The sequence below is a fragment of the Streptomyces racemochromogenes genome (assembly GCF_039535215.1).
GTDB classification, from domain to species: Bacteria; Actinomycetota; Actinomycetes; order Streptomycetales; family Streptomycetaceae; genus Streptomyces; species Streptomyces racemochromogenes.
Genome location: NZ_BAAAWT010000001.1, coordinates 1,583,154 through 1,604,443, shown reverse-complemented (window position 1 = coordinate 1,604,443; position 21,290 = coordinate 1,583,154). Strand labels below are relative to the sequence as shown.

Sequence of the window (21,290 nt, the reverse complement as noted above, 5' to 3'; positions counted from 1 at the left end):
GCCCCCTGGCCGACGGCCGGGCGGCCCGCCTTGAGTGCCCGTCAGGCCTCCGGGGCGAGGCCGTCGGCGATCAGGCCGGTCAGGACCGCCTGGCCCAGGGCCTGGACGGCGGACTGGGGGCGGACCATCACCGTGAACTCCTTCACCCGGCCCTCTTCGTCGAACTGGAGCTGGTCGATGCCGTGGATCTGCTTGCCCGCCACCAGCGCGCGGAAGGGCAGGATCACCGTCGGGGCCTGCCCGTCGCCGGAGGTGGTCTCGGCGGCGCCGTCCAGCCGGCCGAGGTAGCGGAGGTCTTCGAAGGTGCGCACCAGCACGCCGAAGAGGCCGAGGACGGCGGCCTTGCCCTCGAAGGGCTTGAACTTCACCGGGCTGTAGAGCCGGATGTCGTCGGTGAACAGGTCGTCCAGCGCGGCGAGGTCCCCCTTCTCCACGGCGGTGCGGAAGCGTTCGGCGGTCCCCGCGGTGTCCACGGTCCCCATGTGAAGCCCTCCTCCTGCTCGGCAGTGCCGGGCGATGGCGGTGGCTACTCAAAAATGCGAGTAGTCATGTTTTTGAGTATGGTGCCGGTGCGGGCACGGAAAGGGAAGGGGGAGCGGCCATGGCTTTGCGGCACGCGGTGCTGGCGGCGCTGCTCGACGGCGAGTACAGCGGCTACCAGCTGGCGAAGGCCTTCGACATCAGCGTCGCGAACTTCTGGCACGCCTCGCCCCAGCAGCTCTACGCCGAACTGGCGCGGCTGGAGGCGGACGGGCTGGTCGCCGGCCGGGAGGTGGTGCAGGAGTCCCGGCCGAACAAGCGGCTGTTCCGGGTCACCGACACCGGCCGCGCCGAACTGGAGCGGTTCGCCGGAGCGGCGTCCAAGCCCTCCTCGATCCGCGACGACCTCCTCGTGAAGGTGCAGAGCGCCGACCGCATCGGCACCGCCCCGGTCATCGGGCAGCTCCTGGAACGGGCGGCCGCCGCCGAGGCCAAGATCGAGGTGCTCCGCGGGCTGCTGCGGGACATGCGCGGCGAGCTGGACGAGGAGGAGTTCCTGCTGCGCGGCGAGCGGATCGGCGGCTACCTGACCTGCCTGCGCGGGGTGGCCTTCGAGGAGGGCCACCGGGACTGGTGCCTGCGCGCCGCGGACGTGCTGGGCAAGAGGGAGGGGACCACCCGTGCGGAAGTCTGAGTACCTGCGCTACGTCGCCCTGGGCGACAGCCAGACCGAGGGGCTGGGGGACGGTGACGACACGGTGGGCCTGCGCGGCTTCGCCGACCGCCTCGCGGGACACCTCGCGGCCGCCGCCCCCGGGCTGCGGTACGCCAACCTCGCGGTGCGGGGCCGCCTCGCCGGACAGGTCCGGGCCGAGCAGCTCGGGCCCGCCCTGGAGCTGCGGCCGGACCTCGCGACCGTCGTCGCCGGGGTCAACGACCTGCTCCGGCCGCGCTTCGACGCCGCCCAGGTGGCCGGCGAGCTGGAGGAGGTGTTCGCCGCGCTCACCGCCGCCGGAGCCCGGGTGGCGACCGTGACCTTCCCCGACGTGGCGCGCATCGCCCCCCTGGCACGGCCGCTGAGCCCCCGCGTGAGCGAGCTCAACAGCCACATCCGGGCCGCGGCCGCCCGCCACGGGGTGGTGGTCGCCGAGACCGGCCGCGAGGCCGCGGCCGCCGACCCGCGGATGTGGGCGACCGACCGGCTGCACGCCAGCCCCCTCGGCCACGCCCGGATCGCCGCCGCACTGGCCGAGGCCCTGGAGCTGCCCGGCAGCGGCGGTGCCTGGAGGGAGCCGCTGCCGCCCCGGCCGCCCCGCGCGCTCGCCGGGGCCGTCGCCGCCGAGGCGGCCTGGGTGGCCGGGTTCCTCGGCCCCTGGCTCGGCCGCCGGCTGCGCGGCAGGTCCTCGGGCGACGGCCGCAGCGCGAAGCGTCCGCAGCTGCTGCCGCTCTAGGCCGGCGTCCGGACGAGGGCGAAGACCGCCCCCTCCGGGTCCGCGACCACGGCCAGCCGGCCCGTGATCCGCTCCCGGGGCGGGGTGACGACCCGGCCGCCCAGCCCCGCCACCCGGGCGGCGGCCGCGTCGGGGTCCGCCACCTCGAAGTACGTCATCCAGTGCGGCCCCCGGTCGTGCGGCAGCGACCGTCCGACGCCGTGGACGGCGGCGACCGGACGGTCGCCCAGGCGCAGCGTCAGGTAGTCGAAGTCGGACGGCACGTCCGGGTGCGGCTCGGCCTCGTGGCCGAAGACGTGCTCGTAGAACTTGCCCACCGTCGAGGACTCCTGGGTGAGCAGCTCGTTCCACACCGGGGTGCCCGCCGCCCCCGCCCGGCGGGCCGCGGGGTGCCCGTCCGTCTGCCAGATCCCGAAGATCGCCCCCAGCGGGTCGGAGCAGATCGCCATCCGTCCCGCCGCCCCCGCGTCGAGCGGGCCCACCGCGACCGTGCCGCCGCAGGAGCGGATGGACTCGGCGGTGCAGTCGGCGTCGTCCGTGGCGAAGTACGGGGTCCACGCCACCGGAAGATGGCGGTCCGGCGGCATCTCGCCGATCCCGGCGACCTCCTGACCGTCGAGGAAGGCCCGCACGCTCGGCCCGAACTGGGTGGGGCCGGGCTCGTACTCCCAGCCGAACAGGTCGGCGTAGAAGTCCTCCGTGCTCCCGAGTCCGTGCACCATCAGGCTCACCCAGCAGGGTGTGCCGGGCGTGCGCCGCGAAGCCCCCGATGCCTGCGTCATGTCAGCCGTCTCCCGCCGTCGTGTCCCTGTTCCCCGCAGATGCTTGCACTCCGCGGCACCCCGTGCGCCCCGACCGGCCGCGTGACCGGGGTGCGGAACAGAGATGTCCGAATCACTGCGCCCCGTCGATGTCGGGCTTGTTACACGGGTTCGAGGGCGGGGAGGAAGATGGGCCCATGACTGCGATTCTCTCGGCCTCCGAACTGCGGGGCGAACTGGCCGGCTCCCGCCCGCCGGTACTCCTGGACGTCCGATGGCAGCTGGGCGGCCCCGACCAGCGCCCCGCCTACGAAGCCGGGCACCTGCCCGGTGCCGTGTACGTCGACCTGGACCGCGAACTGGCAGGTCCGCCGGGGACGGGCGGGCGCCACCCGCTCCCCGACCCGGAGGACTTCGGCGCCGCGATGCGCCGGGCCGGGGTGCGCGCGGACGGGCCGGTGGTCGTGTACGACGGCGGCCTCGGCTGGGCGGCCGCCCGCGCCTGGTGGCTGCTGCGCTGGACGGGGCACCGGAACGTGCGCGTGCTGGACGGCGGCCTGGCCGCGTGGACGGCGGTGGGCGGCGCGCTCAGTACCGACGCGCCGAGGCCCGTCGAGGGCGATTTCAAGCCAAACCCGGGGGAGTTCGGCCTGCTGGAGGCCGACGACGCGGCCACGCTGGCGCGTACGGGCCTGCTGCTGGACGCCCGCGCGGGCGAGCGGTACCGCGGCGAGGTCGAGCCGATCGACCGGGTCGGCGGCCACATCCCGGGCGCGGTGTCGGCCCCGACCACCGAGAACGTCGGTCCGGACGGGCGGTTCCTTTCGGCCGGGGAGCTGCGCGCCCGGTTCGCGGCGCTCGGCGCCGCGGGGGACACCGCGGTGGGCGTGTACTGCGGTTCCGGGGTCTCCGGGGCGCACGAGGTCCTCGCCCTGGAGGTGGCCGGTATTCCGGCCAGTCTGTACGCGGGCAGCTGGTCGCAGTGGTCCTCGGACCCGGAGCGGCCCGTGGCCACCGGTCCCAACCCCTGACGCGCACGCGGCCGGCGGCGCCCCCTCGGGGGCGCCGCCGCGCGCTACTCCTGCTTCTTGCGCCGGGTCCCGAAGACGATCTCGTCCCAGCTGGGCACGGCCGCCCGGCGCCCCGGCCGGACCCCGTCGGCCTCGGCCTGCCGGTCGGTGGTACCCGTCAGCCGCTCGCGGTGGCCCGCCACCGTACGCGGCATCAGCACGTCCGCGTACGCCGCGCCGGCACCCGCCGACGCCGCCGCGGCCGGGGGCTCCTCGGACTCCTGCTCCTCGGCGGGGGTCTCCGTACGGTCCGGCACCACCAGGTCGCCCCGGAAGCTCGGGACCGCCTCCAGCAGGCTGGTCAGCGTGTCCCGCTCCTCCTCCGGCTCCGGCGGGGGCGGCGGGGCGGGCCGGCTGTCGGGCCGTTCGATCTGCCGGTCCAGGGCGCGGTCCAGCGGCCGGTCCCGGGGCAGGCGGGCGATCCTCGGCACGAACGGGAAGCTCGGCTCCGGGGTGGAGGGCAGGTCGTCGGCCTCGCCGATCAGCGAGCGGGCCTCGTCGTCCACGGCGACGACCAGCCGGCGCGGCGGGTCGTACGACCAGCTCGCCGAGTGCGGTTCGCCCGCCACCCGGTAGACCAGCAGCACCTCCCAGGTGCCGTCGTCGCGGCGCCAGGAGTCCCACAGCACGGAGTCCTTGTCGGCCCCGCGCAGGGTGAGGCGCTCCTGCACGGCCTCGCCGAGCTGCGGTCCGGTGTTCTCGCCGGGGCGGCGCACGGGGGTCTTGCGGGCGCGCTCGGCCATGAAGGCGCGCTCGGCCAGCACCGGGCCCTCGAAGCGGCGTACCCGGTCGACCGGGATGCCGGCGAGCTGGGCGACCTCCTCCGCGGAGGCACCGGCCCGTATGCGGGCCTGGATGTCGCGGGGGCGGAGGTGGCTCTCCACCTCGATCTCGATCTGGTTCAGGCGCGCGCGGTCATTGCGCACGGCAGCCCGCAGCCGCTCGTCGATCGGAAGCGTGTACTCCGTGCTGTCCGCAGCCTTGAGCACCAGTCGTGTTCCGTCATTCGAGACGGCCACGACACGCAGTTCGGGCATGGGGACCTCCCGGGTGGTGCCTGCCGACGTCACGTGCGTCGCTGCTTCCGCTAGTCGAGTGTGGCCTGCCCGGGTGCAGCCTGCCACAACCTTGCCGAGTTAAACCGGCGTGTCGGGCATGCGCCCTTGATCGACGTTATGGCACGGTTACCTGTTGGGCACGCACAGTGACCAAGTGGTTACTGTGCGCAGCAGGAACCCGTGCGATACCGCGGCATCACCGGTCTTGAGCGCCGCTTCTCCATCAGCCGGCCCCCTCTCCCGGGTCCGGACATCCGGAAGGAAGGACGGTCCCAGGGCTCGCCACAGTACTCCATTCGGGCCACCCGGGTGGACCGCCGCGCCGTCGAACTTGTCCCCGGCGGCGGGAGTTGGCCTGCCCGGAATCGGACCGGCATCCGGGTCCACCTGCGGACGCGGCCGTATTCAGGTGTCCTGCTTCACAGAATCCGCAGAAACGGAACCTTTCATTTCGCTCAGCGGTCAGTAACTGCAGGAAGAGGAGAGGCGCGAGAGGCGGGACACACAGCGGATGGCGATGCGTCAGAAGGCGGCGGACACGGCGGACGCGGCGGATCCGGACGAACGGGGGCGCAGGAAGCTCGACCTGAGCGCGACCCAGGTCGCGGGCAGCTCCCTGGCCACCGTCGCGGCCGCCCTGCTCGCCTCGAAGATGGGCGTCTACGGGACCATCCTCGGCGCGGGGGTGGTCAGCGTGGTCGCCACCGCCGGCGGGCCCGTCATCCAGCACCTGTTCCGCCGCACCGGCGACCAGCTCCGCGAGAGCGCCCGCCCCAGGACCCGTCAGGTCCCGCCGCCCGAGGGGGAACGGGACCCCGGGGCCCCGCAGCCGGGGGAGTTCGGGGAGGCCACCGTGCACGGAACCCGCGTACGGGGCTGGAAGCGCACGGCAGTGGCGTCCGGGGCCGCCTTCGCCCTCGCCCTCGGCGGCCTCGGGACGTACGAGGCCTTCGCGGGCACCGCCGTCAGCAGCGACGGCCGCACCCTCCTGTCGGGCGGCTCCCGCACCGCCCCCGACCACGAGCCCGCACCGCCGAAGCGGCACCCGGACCGCGACGGCGACGGCGGGACGGGCCGCGAGGGGCGGACCGGCGGCGGGGAGGACCGGAGCGGCACGGAGGGGACGGACGGGAAGACCCCCCGATCCGGGACCTCCCCGAGCCCCTCCCGCTCGCACGGCGGCCGGACCCCGTCCCCCGGCCCCACCCCCTCCGGGTCCGGGACTCCGACGGAGCCGACGCCCGCCCCGACCCCGTCGAAGCAGACCCCCGGTCCCGGCCCGGCCCCGGGCTCCGGCGGCACCGGAGGCGGCCGTGAGCCGTCGCCCGGCGCCTCTTGAGCGGGGGTCAGTCCCCGAGGACCCGCCTCAGGTAGTCGTTGCCGAACAGCCGGTCCGGATCCAGCCGGTCCCGCACCGCCGTGAACTCGGCGAAGCGCGGGTAGACCTCGGCCAGCTGCTCCGCGTCGCGGGTGTGCACCTTGCCCCAGTGCGGCCGGCCCCCGTGGGCGGTGAAGATCCGCTCGGCCGCCGTGAAGTAGGCCTGGTACGGGGTGCCCCGGTACATGTGCACCGCGACGTACGCCGTCTCCCGCCCCGAGGCGGTGGACAGCGTGATGTCGTCCGCCGGAGCGGTGCGCACCTCCACCGGGAAGCTGATCCGCAGGCCGGAGCGTTCGACCATGGTCTTGAGCTCCCGCAGCGCCTCGACCGCCCGCTCGCGCGGAAGGGCGTACTCCATCTCCACGAACCGCACCCGGCGGGGACTGGTGAACACCTTGTAGGGGATGTCCGTGTAGGTGCGCGCCGACAGGGCGCGGCTGGCCACGCGGGCGATGGAGGGGATGGCCGCCGGGACGGCGCGGCCCAGGGAGTTGACGGCCTGGAAGAGGCCGTTGGAGAGCAGCTCGTCCTCGATCCAGGCGCTGACCGCGCCGGGCGGGGAGGCGGGGCCCTGGCTGCGGTTGTTGCGCTTGGTGTTGCAGTTGCCGGTGTGCGGGAACCAGTAGAACTCGAAGTGCTCGTTCTCCGCGACGTGCTGGTCGAACTCGGCGGTCACCCGGTCGAAGCGCATGGGCTCCTCGCGGGCGGTCAGGAGGAAGAGCGGCTCCACCGCGAAGGTGAGCGAGGTGACGACGCCCAGGGCGCCGATGCCGATCCGGGCCGCCGCGAAGACCTCGGGGTTCTCCTTCTCCGAGCAGGTCATCAGCCGGCCGTCCGCCGTGACCAGTTCCAGCGCGCGGATCTGGGCGGAGATGGAGGCCGAGTCGCGGCCGGTGCCGTGCGTGCCGGTGCCGGTGGCGCCGGAGACCGTCTGCTCCATGATGTCGCCCATGTTGGTGAGCGAGAGGCCCTGCCGGGCCAGGTCCCGGTTCAGGTCCTTGAGGGCGGTGCCCGCCGCCACGGTGACGGTGCCGGCCGTCCGGTCGACCGCGAGGATCCCGCTGAGCGCCTGCGGCCGTACGAGCACCCCGTCGGTCGCGGCCGCCGCGGTGAAGGAGTGGCCGGTGCCGACCGCCTTCACCCGCAGCCCTTCCTCGGCGGCCCGGCGGACCGCCTCCTGGAGCTCCCCGACCGAGGCCGGAGTCACCACGCGCGCGGGCGTGGCGCGGACGTTGCCCGCCCAGTTACGCCACGTGCCCGGTGCGTTCTTCGCTGCTGCTGTCCCCGACGTCGCCATCGCTGGCAGGCTCCTCCCCTTGCGCCGGCCTCGTCAGCCGGCGGTAACCCGCGAACGCCACCGCCGCCGCGGCCACTCCCGAGGAGATCGAGACCACGAACCCGCGCTGGGCCCCGGCCGCGTCGATGACCAGACCGGTCACCGAGGAGCCGACCGCGACCCCGACCGCCAGGCCGGTGCTGATCCAGGTCATGCCCTCGGTGAGCTTCGCGCGTGGTACGTGCGCTTCGATCAGGGCCATCGTGGTGATCATCGTGGGAGCGATGGCGAGGCCCGAGACGAAGAGCGCCACGGCCAGAAACGGAAGGTTCCCGGCCAGTAGGAGGGGGATCATACTCACGGCCATCGCACAGATGCCCAGTACCCAGCGGCGTTCGGCCTTGCCCTTGAGGTGCAGCAGGCCGAAGACGATTCCGGCGATACAGGACCCCGCCGCCCAGATCGCCAGGATGAAGCTGGCGGAGGACTTGCTGCCCTGCTCCTCGGCGAAGGCCAGCGTGGACACGTCGATGGAGCCGAAGATCGCGCCGGTCGCCATGAAGGTGGCCGTCAGCACCTGGAGGCCGGGGGAGCGCAGGGCCGAGGTGCGGTCCGCGTCGGGGCTGCGCGGGTGCGGGGCCGGCTCGGTGGAGCGCTGGGCGGTGAGCAGCCAGACCCCGACGAGCAGGCAGCCGGCCGCGATGACCGGCCCGGCCTCGGGGAACCAGGTGGTGGACAGGCCGATGGCGAGGATCGGGCCGAAGATGAAGCACACCTCGTCGATCACGGACTCGAAGGAGTACGCGGTGTGCAGCTCGCGCGGGGAGTCGCGGTAGAGCTCGGTCCAGCGGGCGCGGACCATGGAGCCGACGCTCGGCACGCAGCCGGCGACGGCGGCGAAGACGAAGAGGGTCCAGTCGGGCAGGCCGTTCGCGGCGGCCAGTACCAGGCCGGTGACGGCGGCCGTGGAGATCAGGGTCGCGGGGCGCAGGACCCGCCGCTGTCCGTACTGGTCCACCAGGCGGGAGACCAGGGGGCCGATGAACGCGGCGGCGAGGGCGAGGGTGCCGGTGAGGGCGCTCGCCATCGCGTAGCGGCCGGTCAGCTCCGAGATCATCGTGAGGATGCCGACGCCGACCATGGATATCGGCAGCCGGCCTATGAGGCCGGCGGCACTGAACCCCTTGGTGCCGGGGGCCGCGAAGATCGCGCGGTAGGGACTGGGCAAGGTCGCTCCGTAAGGGACGTCAGAGGCCCATACAGGTTACGACTGCCGGCACGGCGCCCGCATGGGGAAAAATCAACGATTCAACTTAGGGTCACCTTACCTACGCCGCGTCCGGGATGCGGACCGGCCGGTTCTCCCCGCCGGACCCCGAGTGGCAGGATTCGAGGCATGTCAGACCAGCTCCGTGCCCCCGACGCGCCCGCGGCCGACAGCCCCGCCGCCCCCTACGACGCCCTGCTGCTGCTGTCCTTCGGCGGCCCCGAGGGACCCGACGACGTCGTGCCGTTCCTGGAGAACGTCACGCGCGGCCGGGGCATCCCGAGAGAGCGGCTCAAGGAGGTCGGGCAGCACTACTTCGGCTTCGGCGGGGTCAGCCCGATCAACGCGCAGAACCGCGAGCTGCTGGACGCCCTGCGCAAGGACTTCGCCGAGCACGGGCTGGACCTGCCGGTCTACTGGGGCAACCGGAACTGGGCCCCGTACCTGACCGACGTGATGCGGGAGATGGTGCGCGACGGCCACCGCCGCATCGCGGTCCTCGCCACCAGCGCGTACGCCTCGTACTCGGGCTGCCGCCAGTACCGCGAGAACCTCGCCGACGCCCTCGCCACCCTGGAGCAGGAGGGCCTGGAACTGCCGCGCGTGGACAAGCTGCGGCACTACTTCAACCACCCCGGCTTCGTACAGCCCATGATCGACGGGGTGCTCGCCTCGCTCGCGGCACTGCCCGCCGAGGTCCGGGACGGGGCCCGGCTGGCCTTCACCACCCACTCCATCCCCGACTCCGCGGCCGACACCTCCGGCCCGGTCGAGGACCACACCGAGGGCGGCCGGGGCGGGGCCTACGTCAAGCAGCACCTCGACGTGGCCCGCGTGATCGCCGACGCCGTGACGGCGGAGACCGGCACCGCGCACCCGTGGCGGCTCGTCTACCAGTCCCGCAGCGGCGCCCCGCACATCCCGTGGCTGGAGCCGGACATCTGCGACCACCTGGAGGCCCTGCACGCCGACGGCGCGCCCGCCGTGGTCATGGTGCCGATCGGCTTCGTCTCCGACCACATGGAGGTCCTCTACGACCTCGACACCGAGGCCAGGGCCAAGGCCGCCGAACTGGGCCTGCCGGCCGAGCGCTCCGCGACCGTCGGCGCCGACCCCCGCTTCGCCGCCGCGGTACGCGAACTCGTGCTGGAGCGCGCCGCCCGCGAGCGCGGGGAGAGCCCGCGGGAGTGCTGGGTGGGCACGCTGGGACAGAGCCACGACCTGTGCGCGGTGGGCTGCTGCCCGGCCCGCGCGCCCCGGCCGGCCGCCGCCGGCACGGACAGCCCGTACGCGTAGGGGGAGAGCGTGATTCCGCAGGACCTGAAGGACGAGCTGCTGGACGTGGCCCTGGAGGCCGCCGGTCGCGCCGGGGCGCTGCTGCGCGACGGCCGGCCGGCCGACCTGACGGTGGCCGCGACCAAGAGCAGCCCGATCGACGTGGTGACCGAGATGGACATCGCCGCCGAGAAGCTGATCACCGGCATCCTCGCCGAGCGCCGGCCCGCGGACGGGCTGCTGGGCGAGGAGGGCGCGGACAGCCCCGGCACGAGCGGGGTGCGCTGGGTCGTCGACCCGCTGGACGGCACCGTGAACTACCTCTACGGGCTCCCGGGCTGGGGGGTGTCCATCGCGGCCGAGTACCGCGGCGAGACCGTGGTGGGCGTGGTGGCGGCGCCGATGCGCGGGGAGACGTACCACGCGGTGCTGGGCGGCGGGGCCTGGTCGGGCGCCGCCCGGCTGGCCTGCCGGGCGGACGCGCCGCTGGACCGGGCGCTGATCGCCACCGGATTCGGGTACGTCCAGACCAGGCGGGCCCACCAGGCCGAGGTCGCCGCCCGGATCATCCCGCTGGTACGGGACATCCGGCGCGGCGGTTCGGCGGCGCTCGACCTGTGCGACGTCGCCGCGGGCCGCCTCGACGGGTACTGGGAGCGCGGGCTGAACCCCTGGGACCTGGCGGCGGGCGAGCTGATCGCCCGCGAGGCGGGCGCCCTGACCGGAGGGCGGCCCTCGGAGTCGGCCTCGGGGGAGCTGGTGCTGGCGGCCACCCCGGCGGTCTTCGCCCCGCTCCAGCTGCTCCTGGAGGAAGCCGGGGCCTGGCACGACTGACCGGAGGCGATCGAGGGGCGGACGGCACCGGGCCCCGGCCGCCTCTCGGCGGCCGGGGCCCGGTGGGTGCGCTGTGAGCTCGGAGGTACTGCCGTCGGGTCAGGCGGCGGAAACCGGTACGCCGTGTTCTGCGGCGAGCCGCTGGAGGTCTTCCAGTTCGGCCTGTTCCACATCCGCGAGGTAGTCGTCGCCCGTCTCACGGGCCTTGCTGAGGTCCGACTGCGTGGCCTTGATGCGCTGCAGGAGACCCGCGGTGAATGCGTCCATGGTGGGTGCGCCCCCTCTGCGTGGGTCGACGGCGGAGAGCAGGGAGCAGTCCGCCGCTTCAGGGTGTGGATGGGGTGTGCTCCTCGTCCTCCCCGGCACCCTGGGCCCAGAAACCTCGTGAGGCGAGGGAATCCTCACTTCCACCGCGCCCACACCCCGCTTCCACGCCGTACGCACGCCCGAGGTGGGCCCCAGAGGGCGCCCAAGGGCGCCTTACAGCCGGTTTACGGCCGAAACCGGCAGGATGGAGGCGCAACACACGTGTGCCCTGAAGGGCTCGAAGGAAGGAAACGACGTGCGCGTACTCGTCGTCGAGGACGAGCAGCTGCTCGCCGATGCGGTGGCCACGGGCCTGCGCCGGGAGGCCATGGCCGTGGACGTCGTGTACGACGGCGCCGCGGCGCTGGAGCGCGTCGGGGTGAACGACTACGACGTGGTCGTGCTCGACCGGGACCTTCCGCTGGTGCACGGCGACGACGTCTGCCGGAAGATCATCGAGCTGGGCATGCCCACGCGCGTGCTCATGCTCACCGCCTCCGGCGACGTCAGCGACCGCGTCGAGGGCCTGGAGCTCGGGGCCGACGACTACCTGCCCAAGCCCTTCGCCTTCACCGAGCTGACCGCCCGCGTGCGCGCCCTCGGCCGGCGTACCACCGTCGCGCTCCCGCCCGTGCTGGAGCGGGCCGGCATCAAGCTGGACCCGAACCGCCGCGAGGTGTTCCGGGAGGGCCGCGAGGTGCAGCTGGCGCCGAAGGAGTTCGCGGTGCTGGAGGTGCTCATGCGCAGCGAGGGGACCGTGGTGTCCGCCGAGCAGCTGCTGGAGAAGGCCTGGGACGAGAACACCGACCCGTTCACCAACGTGGTCCGGGTGACCGTCATGACCCTGCGCCGCAAGCTCGGGGAGCCGCCCGTCATCGTGACCGTGCCCGGCTCCGGCTACCGGATCTGATCCGGTGGCCCCGACCCCGGCGCCACCCGCGGCGCCACCGAAACCGACCTGGGACCCCGGCCAGCCCGAGGGTCCCTTCCCTTGGCTGCGGCCGACCATCCGGATAAGGCTCACGCTGCTGTACGGCGGCATGTTCCTGATCGCCGGGATCCTGCTGCTGTCGATCATCTACCTGCTGGCCGCCCAGGCCCTGAGGGAGGGCAACGCGCTCCCCTTCAAGATCGTCGGCGGCCAGAAGGTCGAGGTGTCCAGCACCACCTGCTCCGGCGTGGGCATCGACCAGTCGATCGACCAGTTCAACGCCGCGATCGCGCAGTGCATCCTCGACCAGCGCAAGCACGCCCTGGACGACCTGCTCAGCCGGTCGCTGATGGCCCTGCTGGGCCTCAGCGTCATCGCCTTCGCCTTCGGCTACGCGATGGCCGGCCGGGTGCTCTCGCCGCTGGGCAAGATCACCCGCACTGCCCGCCGGGTGGTGGGCTCCGACCTGACCAGGCGGATCGAGCTGGACGGGCCGGACGACGAGCTGAAGGAGCTCGCCGACACCTTCGACGAGATGCTCGACCGCCTGGAGCGGGCCTTCACCGCCCAGCAGCGCTTCGTGGCCAACGCCTCGCACGAGCTGCGGACCCCCCTGGCGATCAACCGGACGCTGCTGGAGGTCCACCTCTCGGACCCCGGAGCGCCGGTGGAGCTCCAGCAGCTGGGCAAGACGCTGCTGGCCACCAACGAGCGCAGCGAGCAGCTGGTCGAGGGCCTGCTGCTGCTGGCCCGCAGCGAGAACCAGATCGTCGAGCGCAAACCGGTCGACCTCGCCGAGGTCGCCTCGCGCGCCATCGACCAGGCCCGCGGCGAGGCCCTCGCCAAGGGCGTGGAGATCCGCGGCGAGCGCGCGCTGGTGGTGATCCAGGGCAATGGCGTCCTGCTGGAGCGGATCGCCCTCAACCTGGTGCAGAACGCCGTCCGGTACAACGTGCCGGAGGGCGGCTGGGTGGAGGTCACGACCGAGGCACAGCACGGTCAGGCGGTGCTCGTCGTCTCGAACACGGGTCCCGTTGTTCCCGCGTACGAGGTGGACAGCCTCTTCGAGCCCTTCAGACGGCTGCGTACCGAGCGAACGGGCAGCGACAAGGGGGTGGGGCTCGGTCTGTCGATCGCGCGCTCCGTGGCGCGCGCACACGGCGGCCGCATCCTCGCGACGCCCCGGGAGGGCGGTGGCCTCGTGATGCGTGTCACGTTGCCCCTTTGATCCACCCGGGTCCTGTTCGCCGTCAGCGGAACGCGGCGGCGCCCGCGGAGGGCCCTTCCTGTGTGATCGATCACAGTGTCGAGTGTCGGGTCATGCGCGTTCTGTGACCCCAAGGTGGCCGGAAAGCCCGGGAAGTCCGGGTTTCCGGCCCCCCGGATGGCGGGAAATACACGGGGTGGCGTTCGTGCAAGACGACCCCCCGACCGTGTACGGTCCCGCTCGACATCCCGGCCACGGAGTCCTTCGGGTACGCGGTTGGGTGTCGATTGAGTAACAGACCTTGATGTGAGGCAAAATCTCCGCCTCAGGTCGGGCACAAGTCCGGCCTCTCGCGCGTTACGTGCGCTGAGACACCGCTAAATCCCAGAGGGGGAGAGCGACAAAAATGGCAACGGACTACGACACCCCACGCAAGACCGACGACGACGTCGACAACGACAGCATCGAAGAGCTCAAGGCTCGGCGCAGTGACAAGGTCACCTCCAGCGTCGACATCGAGGACTTCGACGGCGCCGAGAGCCTGGAGCTCCCGGGTGCCGACCTCTCCAACGAGGAGCTGGCCGTCCGGGTGCTGCCCAAGCAGGCCGACGAGTTCACCTGCATGAGCTGCTTCCTGGTGCACCACCGCAGCCAGCTGGCGCGCGAGAAGAACGGCCAGCCGATCTGCCGCGACTGCGACTGAGGACGGCCGTGACCGGCTCGACGCCCTTTCGGAAGCGACGCTTCCGGAAATCTGCCGATCCGGAGGCGCAGGTTCGCGCGGTGACCACGGGCCCGGAAACGGGCCCCGCGGACGCCGGCGGCCAGGCCTTCGGGACGACCGCGGTGCCGTCCGACACCGCCGCCGCGGTGCCGTCGGCCGCAACGGCGGACGAGGAGCCCCCGGGCGGGCCCGGGAAGCGCCGGATGCAAGCCGTCAGGAACGGTGTGCGCAAGGGCGGCGAGAGCGCCAAGGCCGCCGCCCTGTACACCGCCGACCTGATCATCGAGAACGCCCCGCGCGTTCCGGTACGGGACCTCGCGACCCTGCGCGCGCAGTTCCCGGGCCTCGGTCCCGACCAGCTGGCCGACAAGCTGATCGCCGGGGCCGCCAACAGCACCTCGACCGTGGGCGCCGGCATCGGCGCCGCGGCCATGCTGCCGGTCCCGCCCGCGATGCTGGCGGAGCTGGCCGCGGAGATCACCGCGGTCGCCGCGATCGAGCTGAAGCTCATCGCCGAGCTGCACGAGGTCTACGGGCAGCGCCCGCCGGGCACCCTGAAGGACCGCAGCTTCGCCTACCTGACCTCCTGGACGGAGGAGCGCGGTATCGACCTGACCAAGCCGACGACGCTGAACGCGGCGCTCGGCGGGCAGATGAAGCGCGAACTGCGCCAGCAGATCATGAAGCGGACGTTCCGCAACCTGCCGAACCTCATGCCGTTCATGATCGGCGCCGCCGTCGGCGCCGTGATGAACCGCCGGGACACCAGGAAAGTCGCCGAGAAGGTCCGTGGGGACCTGCGCCGCCACGCCGTGCCCTGGGACGCCCTCCCCGCCCTGCCGCCCCTGGAGCGCCCCTCAGGGCCCCTTCCCGAGGCCACCAGGGCCGCCCTCGAAGGGCGACGCCCGGACGGCCGCTGAGCACACCGCCGGATCAGGCCCCCGGCGCGGCGGCCTTCGCCGCGCGGACGGCCGCCGCGAGGGCCTGCGGCTCGCGCGTGGAGAGGTACACGTACGGGGTCGGGTCCGCCGGGTCGGTGACCTCGATCCGGACCGCCGTGGGGACGTAGCTGCGCATCAGCATGAAGGCCCGGGTGTCGGCCTTGTACGTGCGCCAGGCGCGCGCCTCCTCGGCGTCCAGCACCTCGGGCTCGCCCAGGGCCGTCACCGGGATGCGGGCGTCGCCGGCCGCGAGCGCGCCGTTCACCACGCGCACGCGCGCGGAGCCGTACGAACTGACCAGCATCCCCGTCAGCGCCGCGCCGCCGACCAGCCCCGCCAGCAGCGGCAGGGTGCCGAGCGGCAGCAGCATCAGGGCGCACGCCAGGCCGGTCAGGGCCGCTATGCCCCACCAGGAGCGGGGCGCGGAGAGTCGTTCGTCGTGGTGCGCGGGGGAGGACTGCATGGCACCTAGCCTCCCACGGGGCGACCGGCGGGTAGCCGCGCGGGTAAGGTCAGCGCCTGTGAGTGGACGAAACACGGCGTTGACGCCCCCGGCCGATGCCTCCGCACCGGTCCGGCACCCCGATGCCCCGGCGCCCGGGGAGCTCCTCGGCGCGCACTACGAACACTGTTTCGGCTGCGGCGGGGGCCAGCCGCACGGGCTCCACCTGGAGGCCCGGGCGGGCGAGGGCGTGCGCGTCACGGCGGAGTTCACCGTCAAGCCCGCCCACCAGGGAGCACCCGGTCTCGCGCACGGCGGCGTCCTGGCCACCGCGCTCGACGAGACGCTGGGCTCCCTGAACTGGCTGCTGCGCGTCATCGCGGTGACCGGCCGGCTGGAGACCGACTTCGTGCGGCCCGTGCCCGTGGGCACCGTGCTGTACCTGGAGGCCGAGGTCACCGCCGTCGCCGGCCGGAAGATCTACTCCACCGCCGTGGGCCGGATAGGCGGGCCGGACGGCCCCGTCGCCGTCCGCGCGGACGCGCTCTTCATCGAGGTGAAGGTCGACCACTTCATCGACAACGGCCGGCCCGAGGAGATCCGGGCGGCGATGTCCGACCCGGACCAGGTCAGGCGCGCACGCGCCTTCGAGGTGAACCCCTGATGTCCCAGAACACCCATGCGCCCGTCGACGTGCTGATCCGCCGCGTCGACCCCGAGGTGCCCATCCCCGCCTACGGCCACCCCGGCGACGCCGGCTGCGACCTGGTGACCACGGTGGCCGCCGAGCTGGAGCCCGGGGAGCGGGCCGTACTGCCCACCGGGGTGTCCATCGCCCTGCCCGACGGGTACGCGGCCTTCGTGCACCCGCGCTCGGGCCTGGCGGCCCGCTGCGGGCTCGCGCTCGTGAATGCCCCGGGGACGGTGGATGCCGGGTACCGTGGGGAGATCAAGGTGATCGTGGTCAATCTCGACCCGCGCGAGAGCGTCCGGTTCGAGCGATTCGACCGCATTGCCCAGCTGGTTGTCCAGCGGGTCGAGAAGGTGCGCTTCCACGAGGTGGCGGAGCTTCCCGGCTCGGCCCGGGCCGACGGGGGGTTCGGCTCCACCGGCGGCCATGCGGCCGTGACCGGATCCGGGGCTGGTCAGCAGCAGGGTGGGAATGGCTACGCTTCGGTCGTATCCGACCGGGAAGGACAGTGACGTGTTCGGACGTCGCAAGAAGAACGACTCCGCCCATGACGGCGGCGCGGCCGAGCAGGTCGTGAACGGCGTGGCTGCCGACGAGCAGGCCGGCGACGACTCCGCCGCGCCCCGCAGGCTCAACCTGCCCCCCGCCCCGCGGCCCGACGGCCCGTGGGACGTCTCCGAGGTGCTCGGCAACCCGGCCGACGGCCGGGTCGACCTGGGCGGCATCCTCGTGCCCGGCGTCGAGGGCATGGAGCTGCGCGTCGAGGTCGCGGGTGACGCGATCGTGGCCGCCACGGTCGTCCTGAACGACAGCGCCGTGCAGCTGCAGGCCTTCGCCGCCCCCAAGAAGGAGGGCATCTGGGGCGAGGTCCGCGACGAGATCGCCTCGGGCATCACCCAGCAGGGCGGCATCATCGACGAGGTCGACGGCCCGCTGGGCTGGGAGCTGCGCGCGCAGGTCCCCGTACCGCTGCCCGACGGCCAGACCGGTGCCCAGCTGGTGCGCTTCGTCGGCGTCGACGGCCCGCGCTGGTTCCTGCGCGGCGTCATCTCCGGCCAGGGCGCGGTGCGTCCCGAGTCGGCCGGCGTGCTGGAGCAGATCTTCCGGGAGACCGTCGTCGTCCGCGGCGACGGCCCGATGGCCCCGCGCGACCCGATCGTCCTGAAGCTGCCGAACGACGCCCAGATGGTGCCGGACGGCGTGCAGACGGCCGAGGAGCAGGAGGGCTCGCGCTTCTCCGGCGGCATGGGCCAGCTGGAGCGCGGCCCGGAGATCACCGAGGTCCGCTGACCCGGACCCCGCGGAGGTTTTCCGGCCCGCGGGTCCCGTTCCCCCTGGAGGGGGCGGGCCCGCGGGCCTTCGCGCGTCCGGGGCGCGGGCGCGCGCGTCAGGGATGCGTCAGGGATGTCCGCGGCACCCCCTTTCGGTGCGTGAACAGCGGGAACGTCCCCGAGAATGAGCGCATGGGACGCGGAAGGCTAAGGATCCATCTCGGCGCGGCACCCGGAGTGGGCAAGACGTACGCCATGCTCTCGGAGGGCCACCGCCGGGTGGAACGCGGCACCGACTGCGTCGTCGGCTTCGTCGAGCACCACGGGCGGCCGCGCACCGAGGTGATGCTGCACGGCCTCGAACAGCTGCCCAGGCGCGAGCTCTCGTACCGGGGGGCCGCCTTCACCGAGATGGACGTGGACGCGCTGCTCGCCCGGCGCCCCGCCGTGGCCCTGGTGGACGAGCTCGCGCACACCAACGTCCCCGGCTCGCGCAACGCGAAGCGCTGGCAGGACGTCGAGGAGCTGCTGCGCGCCGGGATCGACGTGGTGACCACCGTCAACATCCAGCACCTGGAGTCCCTCGGGGACGTGGTGGAGAAGATCACCGGCGTGCGCCAGCGCGAGACCGTGCCGGACGAGGTGGTGCGGCGGGCCGACCAGATAGAGCTGGTCGACATGTCCCCGCAGGCGCTGCGCCGGCGCATGGCGCACGGCAACATCTACCAGCCGGACAAGGTCGACGCGGCCCTGTCGAACTACTTCCGTCCGGGCAACCTGACCGCGCTGCGCGAGCTCGCGCTGCTGTGGGTCGCCGACCGGGCCGACGAGTACCTCCAGCAGTACCGGGGCGAGCACGGGATCCGCTCGGCCTGGCAGGCCCGTGAGCGGATCGTGGTGGGGCTCACCGGCGGCCCCGAGGGCCGCACCCTCATCCGCAGGGCCGCCCGGATGGCGGCCAAGGGCTCCGGCAGCGAGGTCCTCGCCGTCTACATCGCCCGCAGCGACGGGCTGACCTCGGCCTCGCCCAAGGAGCTCGCGGTGCAGCGGACCCTGGTCGAGGACCTTGGCGGAACGTTTCATCATGTGATCGGCGACAACGTCCCCGAGTCCCTCCTGGCCTTCGCCCGCGGCGTCGACGCCACCCAGGTCGTGCTGGGCTCCAGCCGCCGCAAGGCCTGGCAGTACGTCCTGGGGCCCGGGGTGGGCGCCACCGTCGCCCGTGACTCCGGGCCCGACCTCGACGTGCACATCGTCACCCACGAGGAGGTGGCCCGGGGGCGGGGGCTGCCCGTGGCCCGCTCGGCGGCCCGGCTCGGCCTGCCCCGGATCGCGGCCGGCTGGGTGGTCGGCGTGGTCTTCCCCGTGCTGCTGTGCGCGCTGCTGACCAACATCGACGCCGACCCCGGCCTCGCCAACGACATGCTGCTCTTCCTGGCGCTGACGGTCGCGGCCGCCCTGCTGGGCGGACTCTGGCCGGCGCTGGCCTCGGCGGCCTTCGGCTCGCTGCTGCTGAACTACTTCTTCGCGCCGCCGGTGCACCGGTTCACCGTCTCCGACCCCCGCAACATCATGGCCATCGCCGTGTTCTTCGGGGTGGCCGTCTCGGTCGCCTCGGTGGTCGACCTCGCCGCCCGCCGCACCCACCAGGCCGCCCGGCTGCGGGCCGAGTCCGAGATCCTGTCCACCCTGGCCGGGAGCGTGCTGCGCGGCGAGACCGCGCTGGACGCGCTGCTGGAGCGGGTGCGGGAGACCTTCGCGATGGAGTCGGTGGCCCTGCTGGAGCGGGCCGGCGAGGTGGAGCCCTGGACCCCGGCCGGCAGCGTCGGGCCCCGCCCCGCCGCCCGGCCCGAGGACGCCGACGTCGACATGCCGATCGGCGACCACATGGCCCTGGCCCTGTCCGGGCGGGTGCTGCCCGCCGAGGACCGCCGCGTCCTCGGCGCCTTCGCCGCCCAGGCCGCCGTGGTCCTGGACCGGCAGCGGCTCGTGGGGGAGGCCGAGGAGGCGCGCCGGCTGGCCGAGGGCAACCGGATCCGCACCGCCCTGCTGGCCGCCGTCAGCCATGACCTGCGTACGCCCCTGGCCTCCATCAAGGCCTCCGTCAGCTCCCTGCGCTCCGACGACGTGGAGTGGTCCGACGAGGACCGGGCCGAGCTGCTGGCCGGGATCGAGGAGGGCGCCGACCGGCTCGACCACCTGGTCGGCAACCTGCTGGACATGTCCCGGCTCCAGACCGGCACCGTGACCCCGCTGATCCGGGAGATCGACCTCGACGAGGTGGTCCCGATGGCGCTGGGCGGCGTACCGGAGGACAGCGTGCTGCTCGACGTGCCGGAGACCCTGCCGATGGTGGCGGTGGACCCGGGGCTGCTGGAGCGGTCCGTGGCCAACGTGGTGGAGAACGCCGTCAAGTACAGCCCCGCCGGAGAACGGGTACTGGTCGCGGCCAGCTTCCTCGGGGACCGGGTCGAGGTGCGCGTCGTCGACCGCGGGCCCGGCGTGCCGGACGAGGCCAAGGACCGGATATTCGCCCCCTTCCAGCGGCACGGCGACGCCCCGCGCGGCGCGGGCGTGGGCCTGGGGCTCGCGGTGGCCAGGGGCTTCGCCGAGGCCATGGACGGCACGCTCGCCGCCGAGGACACTCCCGGGGGCGGACTGACCATGGTGCTCACCCTGCGGGCGGCCGCCCGCGGCGGCCCGCCGGACCCCGCCGGAACCGAACAGACCGAAGCCGGGGGCCTCCCCGCCGAACGACAGAAGGCAGGTCCCCGATGACCCGGGTGCTCGTGGTGGACGACGAGCCGCAGATCGTCCGAGCCCTCGTGATCAACCTCAAGGCGCGCAAGTACGAGGTCGACGCGGCCGCCGACGGGGCGGGCGCCCTGGAACTCGCGGCCGCCCGCCACCCCGACGTGGTCGTCCTCGACCTCGGCCTGCCCGACATGGACGGGGTCGAGGTCATCAGGGGCCTGCGCGGCTGGACGCGGGTGCCGATCCTGGTGCTCTCCGCCCGGCACAGCTCCGACGAGAAGGTCGAGGCCCTCGACGCGGGCGCCGACGACTACGTCACCAAGCCCTTCGGCATGGACGAGCTGCTGGCCCGGCTGCGCGCCGCCGTCCGCCGGGCCGAACCGGCCGCCGGGACCGGCGAGGACGAGGTGGTCGTCTCGACCGAGGGCTTCACGGTGGACCTCGCCGCCAAGAAGGCGGTGCGCGAGGGGCGCGACGTACGCCTCACCCCCACCGAGTGGCACCTGCTGGAGGTGCTCGTGCGCAACGGCGGGAAGCTGGTCAGCCAGAAGCAGCTGCTCCAGGAGGTCTGGGGGCCCTCCTACGGCACCGAGACGAACTACCTGAGGGTCTACATGGCCCAGCTGCGCCGCAAGCTGGAGGCGGACCCCTCGCACCCCCGGCACTTCATCACCGAACCGGGCATGGGGTACCGCTTCGAGAAGTAGCGGGGGCTTCGAGAGGCGGCGGGGGCGCCGGTACGCTTCCGGTATGAGTGCTGAACCGCGTCCCGAGAAGCCCGCGAAACCGGCCAGGCCGGCGGGCCGGTTCCGCCGGATGATAGAGCGGCTGTCCACCTCCCAGGAGGAGCTGCATTCGGCGGAGCTGCAGGAGGACGCAGAAGCCGCGGGGTGCACGCGGATCTGCGACTGCCACGACCGTCAGATAGTGAAGGTGACCGGTACGCTGCGCACCGTCACCCTCCGGCCCCGCGCGGGGGTGCCCGCCCTGGAGGCCGAGCTGTTCGACGGCTCCGCCGCGCTGGACGTCGTCTGGCTCGGGCGTCGCTCGATCGTGGGAATCGAACCCGGGCGGCGCATGATCGCCTCGGGCCGCGTCTCGATGAGCCACGGCCGCCGGGTGCTCTTCAACCCGAAGTACGAACTCCGCCCACTCGGACAGGAGCACTGA

At 73.4% G+C, this 21,290-nt stretch carries 23 protein-coding genes; 16 read left to right on the top strand and 7 right to left on the bottom strand.

Annotation, left to right across the window (positions count from 1 at the left end):
* Positions 1-41 precede the first annotated feature (41 nt).
* Complete coding sequence (locus tag ABD973_RS07330) at positions 42-482, bottom strand: nuclear transport factor 2 family protein (protein ID WP_125822808.1); 441 nt, start codon at positions 480-482, stop codon at positions 42-44.
* A gap of 119 nt (positions 483-601) precedes the next feature.
* Here ABD973_RS07330 and ABD973_RS07325 point away from each other — a divergent pair, with 119 nt between their 5' ends.
* Together ABD973_RS07325 and ABD973_RS07320 are read left to right on the top strand one after the other, a co-directional pair.
* Complete coding sequence (locus ABD973_RS07325) at positions 602-1,174, top strand: PadR family transcriptional regulator (RefSeq protein ID WP_125603620.1); 573 nt, start codon at positions 602-604, stop codon at positions 1,172-1,174.
* Positions 1,161-1,931 carry an SGNH/GDSL hydrolase family protein gene (locus tag ABD973_RS07320; protein ID WP_345499326.1) on the top strand — a complete coding sequence of 257 codons (771 nt, stop codon included), beginning with the start codon at positions 1,161-1,163 and terminating at the stop codon, positions 1,929-1,931. The genes ABD973_RS07325 and ABD973_RS07320 overlap by 14 nt, the downstream gene beginning before the upstream one ends.
* Here ABD973_RS07320 and ABD973_RS07315 read toward each other — a convergent pair.
* On the bottom strand, positions 1,928-2,713 hold the full coding sequence (locus tag ABD973_RS07315; RefSeq protein ID WP_125603618.1) for a VOC family protein: 786 nt from the start codon (positions 2,711-2,713) through the stop codon (positions 1,928-1,930). The genes ABD973_RS07320 and ABD973_RS07315 overlap by 4 nt on opposite strands.
* 176 nt (positions 2,714-2,889) lie before the next feature.
* Here ABD973_RS07315 and ABD973_RS07310 point away from each other — a divergent pair, with 176 nt between their 5' ends.
* Positions 2,890-3,723 carry a sulfurtransferase gene (locus tag ABD973_RS07310; protein WP_125822810.1) on the top strand — a complete coding sequence of 278 codons (834 nt, stop codon included), beginning with the start codon at positions 2,890-2,892 and terminating at the stop codon, positions 3,721-3,723.
* A gap of 44 nt (positions 3,724-3,767) precedes the next feature.
* On the opposite strand, the gene sepH is transcribed toward ABD973_RS07310, so the two are convergent.
* Entirely contained in the window at positions 3,768-4,799 is a 1,032-nt protein-coding gene (sepH, locus tag ABD973_RS07305) for a septation protein SepH (RefSeq protein ID WP_125822811.1), read from the bottom strand.
* A 532-nt stretch (positions 4,800-5,331) separates the two neighbouring features.
* On the opposite strand from sepH, the gene ABD973_RS07300 reads away from it, so the two are divergent.
* Positions 5,332-6,159: a hypothetical protein gene (locus ABD973_RS07300; RefSeq protein ID WP_345499323.1), complete on the top strand. Its 828-nt coding sequence runs from the start codon at positions 5,332-5,334 to the stop codon at positions 6,157-6,159.
* A 7-nt stretch (positions 6,160-6,166) separates the two neighbouring features.
* On the opposite strand, the gene ABD973_RS07295 is transcribed toward ABD973_RS07300, so the two are convergent.
* Together ABD973_RS07295 and ABD973_RS07290 are read right to left on the bottom strand one after the other, a co-directional pair.
* On the bottom strand, positions 6,167-7,498 hold the full coding sequence (locus tag ABD973_RS07295) for a D-arabinono-1,4-lactone oxidase (protein WP_125822813.1): 1,332 nt from the start codon (positions 7,496-7,498) through the stop codon (positions 6,167-6,169).
* Entirely contained in the window at positions 7,446-8,705 is a 1,260-nt protein-coding gene (locus ABD973_RS07290; RefSeq protein WP_125822814.1) for an MFS transporter, read from the bottom strand. The genes ABD973_RS07295 and ABD973_RS07290 overlap by 53 nt, the downstream gene beginning before the upstream one ends.
* Positions 8,706-8,873: 168 nt before the next feature.
* On the opposite strand from ABD973_RS07290, the gene ABD973_RS07285 reads away from it, so the two are divergent.
* Complete coding sequence (locus ABD973_RS07285; RefSeq protein WP_125822815.1) at positions 8,874-10,040, top strand: ferrochelatase; 1,167 nt, start codon at positions 8,874-8,876, stop codon at positions 10,038-10,040.
* A gap of 9 nt (positions 10,041-10,049) precedes the next feature.
* Complete coding sequence (locus ABD973_RS07280; protein WP_345499317.1) at positions 10,050-10,853, top strand: inositol monophosphatase family protein; 804 nt, start codon at positions 10,050-10,052, stop codon at positions 10,851-10,853.
* A 99-nt stretch (positions 10,854-10,952) separates the two neighbouring features.
* Here the strand turns inward: ABD973_RS07280 and ABD973_RS07275 are convergent, their stop codons facing one another.
* Complete coding sequence (locus ABD973_RS07275; RefSeq protein WP_164720975.1) at positions 10,953-11,120, bottom strand: hypothetical protein; 168 nt, start codon at positions 11,118-11,120, stop codon at positions 10,953-10,955.
* Between the two features lie 295 nt (positions 11,121-11,415).
* Here ABD973_RS07275 and ABD973_RS07270 point away from each other — a divergent pair, with 295 nt between their 5' ends.
* From ABD973_RS07270 to ABD973_RS07255, 4 genes are all read left to right on the top strand, one after another.
* Positions 11,416-12,069: a response regulator transcription factor gene (locus ABD973_RS07270; RefSeq protein WP_007267046.1), complete on the top strand. Its 654-nt coding sequence runs from the start codon at positions 11,416-11,418 to the stop codon at positions 12,067-12,069.
* Between the two features lie 4 nt (positions 12,070-12,073).
* The gene (locus ABD973_RS07265) at positions 12,074-13,318 is read left to right on the top strand and encodes a sensor histidine kinase (protein ID WP_125594771.1); all 1,245 of its coding nucleotides are present in this window, start codon (positions 12,074-12,076) and stop codon (positions 13,316-13,318) included.
* A 385-nt stretch (positions 13,319-13,703) separates the two neighbouring features.
* Positions 13,704-14,000: a DUF4193 domain-containing protein gene (locus ABD973_RS07260; protein ID WP_007267048.1), complete on the top strand. Its 297-nt coding sequence runs from the start codon at positions 13,704-13,706 to the stop codon at positions 13,998-14,000.
* Positions 14,001-14,008: 8 nt separating this feature from the next.
* Positions 14,009-14,941 (top strand): hypothetical protein, encoded by a 933-nt coding sequence (locus tag ABD973_RS07255; RefSeq protein ID WP_125594770.1) that lies wholly within the window; start codon positions 14,009-14,011, stop codon positions 14,939-14,941.
* A gap of 13 nt (positions 14,942-14,954) precedes the next feature.
* Here the strand turns inward: ABD973_RS07255 and ABD973_RS07250 are convergent, their stop codons facing one another.
* Positions 14,955-15,425, bottom strand: a complete 471-nt coding sequence (locus ABD973_RS07250; protein WP_125822816.1) for a DUF3093 domain-containing protein — start codon at positions 15,423-15,425, stop codon at positions 14,955-14,957.
* 58 nt (positions 15,426-15,483) lie between these two features.
* On the opposite strand from ABD973_RS07250, the gene ABD973_RS07245 reads away from it, so the two are divergent.
* The 6 genes from ABD973_RS07245 (at position 15,484) to ABD973_RS07220 (ending at position 21,290) form a co-directional block, all read left to right on the top strand.
* Entirely contained in the window at positions 15,484-16,068 is a 585-nt protein-coding gene (locus tag ABD973_RS07245; RefSeq protein WP_125822817.1) for a PaaI family thioesterase, read from the top strand.
* The gene (dut, locus tag ABD973_RS07240; protein WP_125594767.1) at positions 16,068-16,607 is read left to right on the top strand and encodes a dUTP diphosphatase; all 540 of its coding nucleotides are present in this window, start codon (positions 16,068-16,070) and stop codon (positions 16,605-16,607) included. Before ABD973_RS07245 ends, dut begins: the two co-directional genes overlap by 1 nt.
* Before the next feature lies 1 nt (position 16,608).
* Positions 16,609-17,385: a DUF3710 domain-containing protein gene (locus ABD973_RS07235; RefSeq protein ID WP_007267053.1), complete on the top strand. Its 777-nt coding sequence runs from the start codon at positions 16,609-16,611 to the stop codon at positions 17,383-17,385.
* Positions 17,386-17,558: 173 nt separating this feature from the next.
* Complete coding sequence (locus tag ABD973_RS07230; protein ID WP_345499309.1) at positions 17,559-20,144, top strand: DUF4118 domain-containing protein; 2,586 nt, start codon at positions 17,559-17,561, stop codon at positions 20,142-20,144.
* Complete coding sequence (locus tag ABD973_RS07225; RefSeq protein ID WP_007267056.1) at positions 20,141-20,827, top strand: response regulator; 687 nt, start codon at positions 20,141-20,143, stop codon at positions 20,825-20,827. The genes ABD973_RS07230 and ABD973_RS07225 overlap by 4 nt, the downstream gene beginning before the upstream one ends.
* 43 nt (positions 20,828-20,870) lie before the next feature.
* Complete coding sequence (locus ABD973_RS07220) at positions 20,871-21,290, top strand: OB-fold nucleic acid binding domain-containing protein (protein WP_007267057.1); 420 nt, start codon at positions 20,871-20,873, stop codon at positions 21,288-21,290.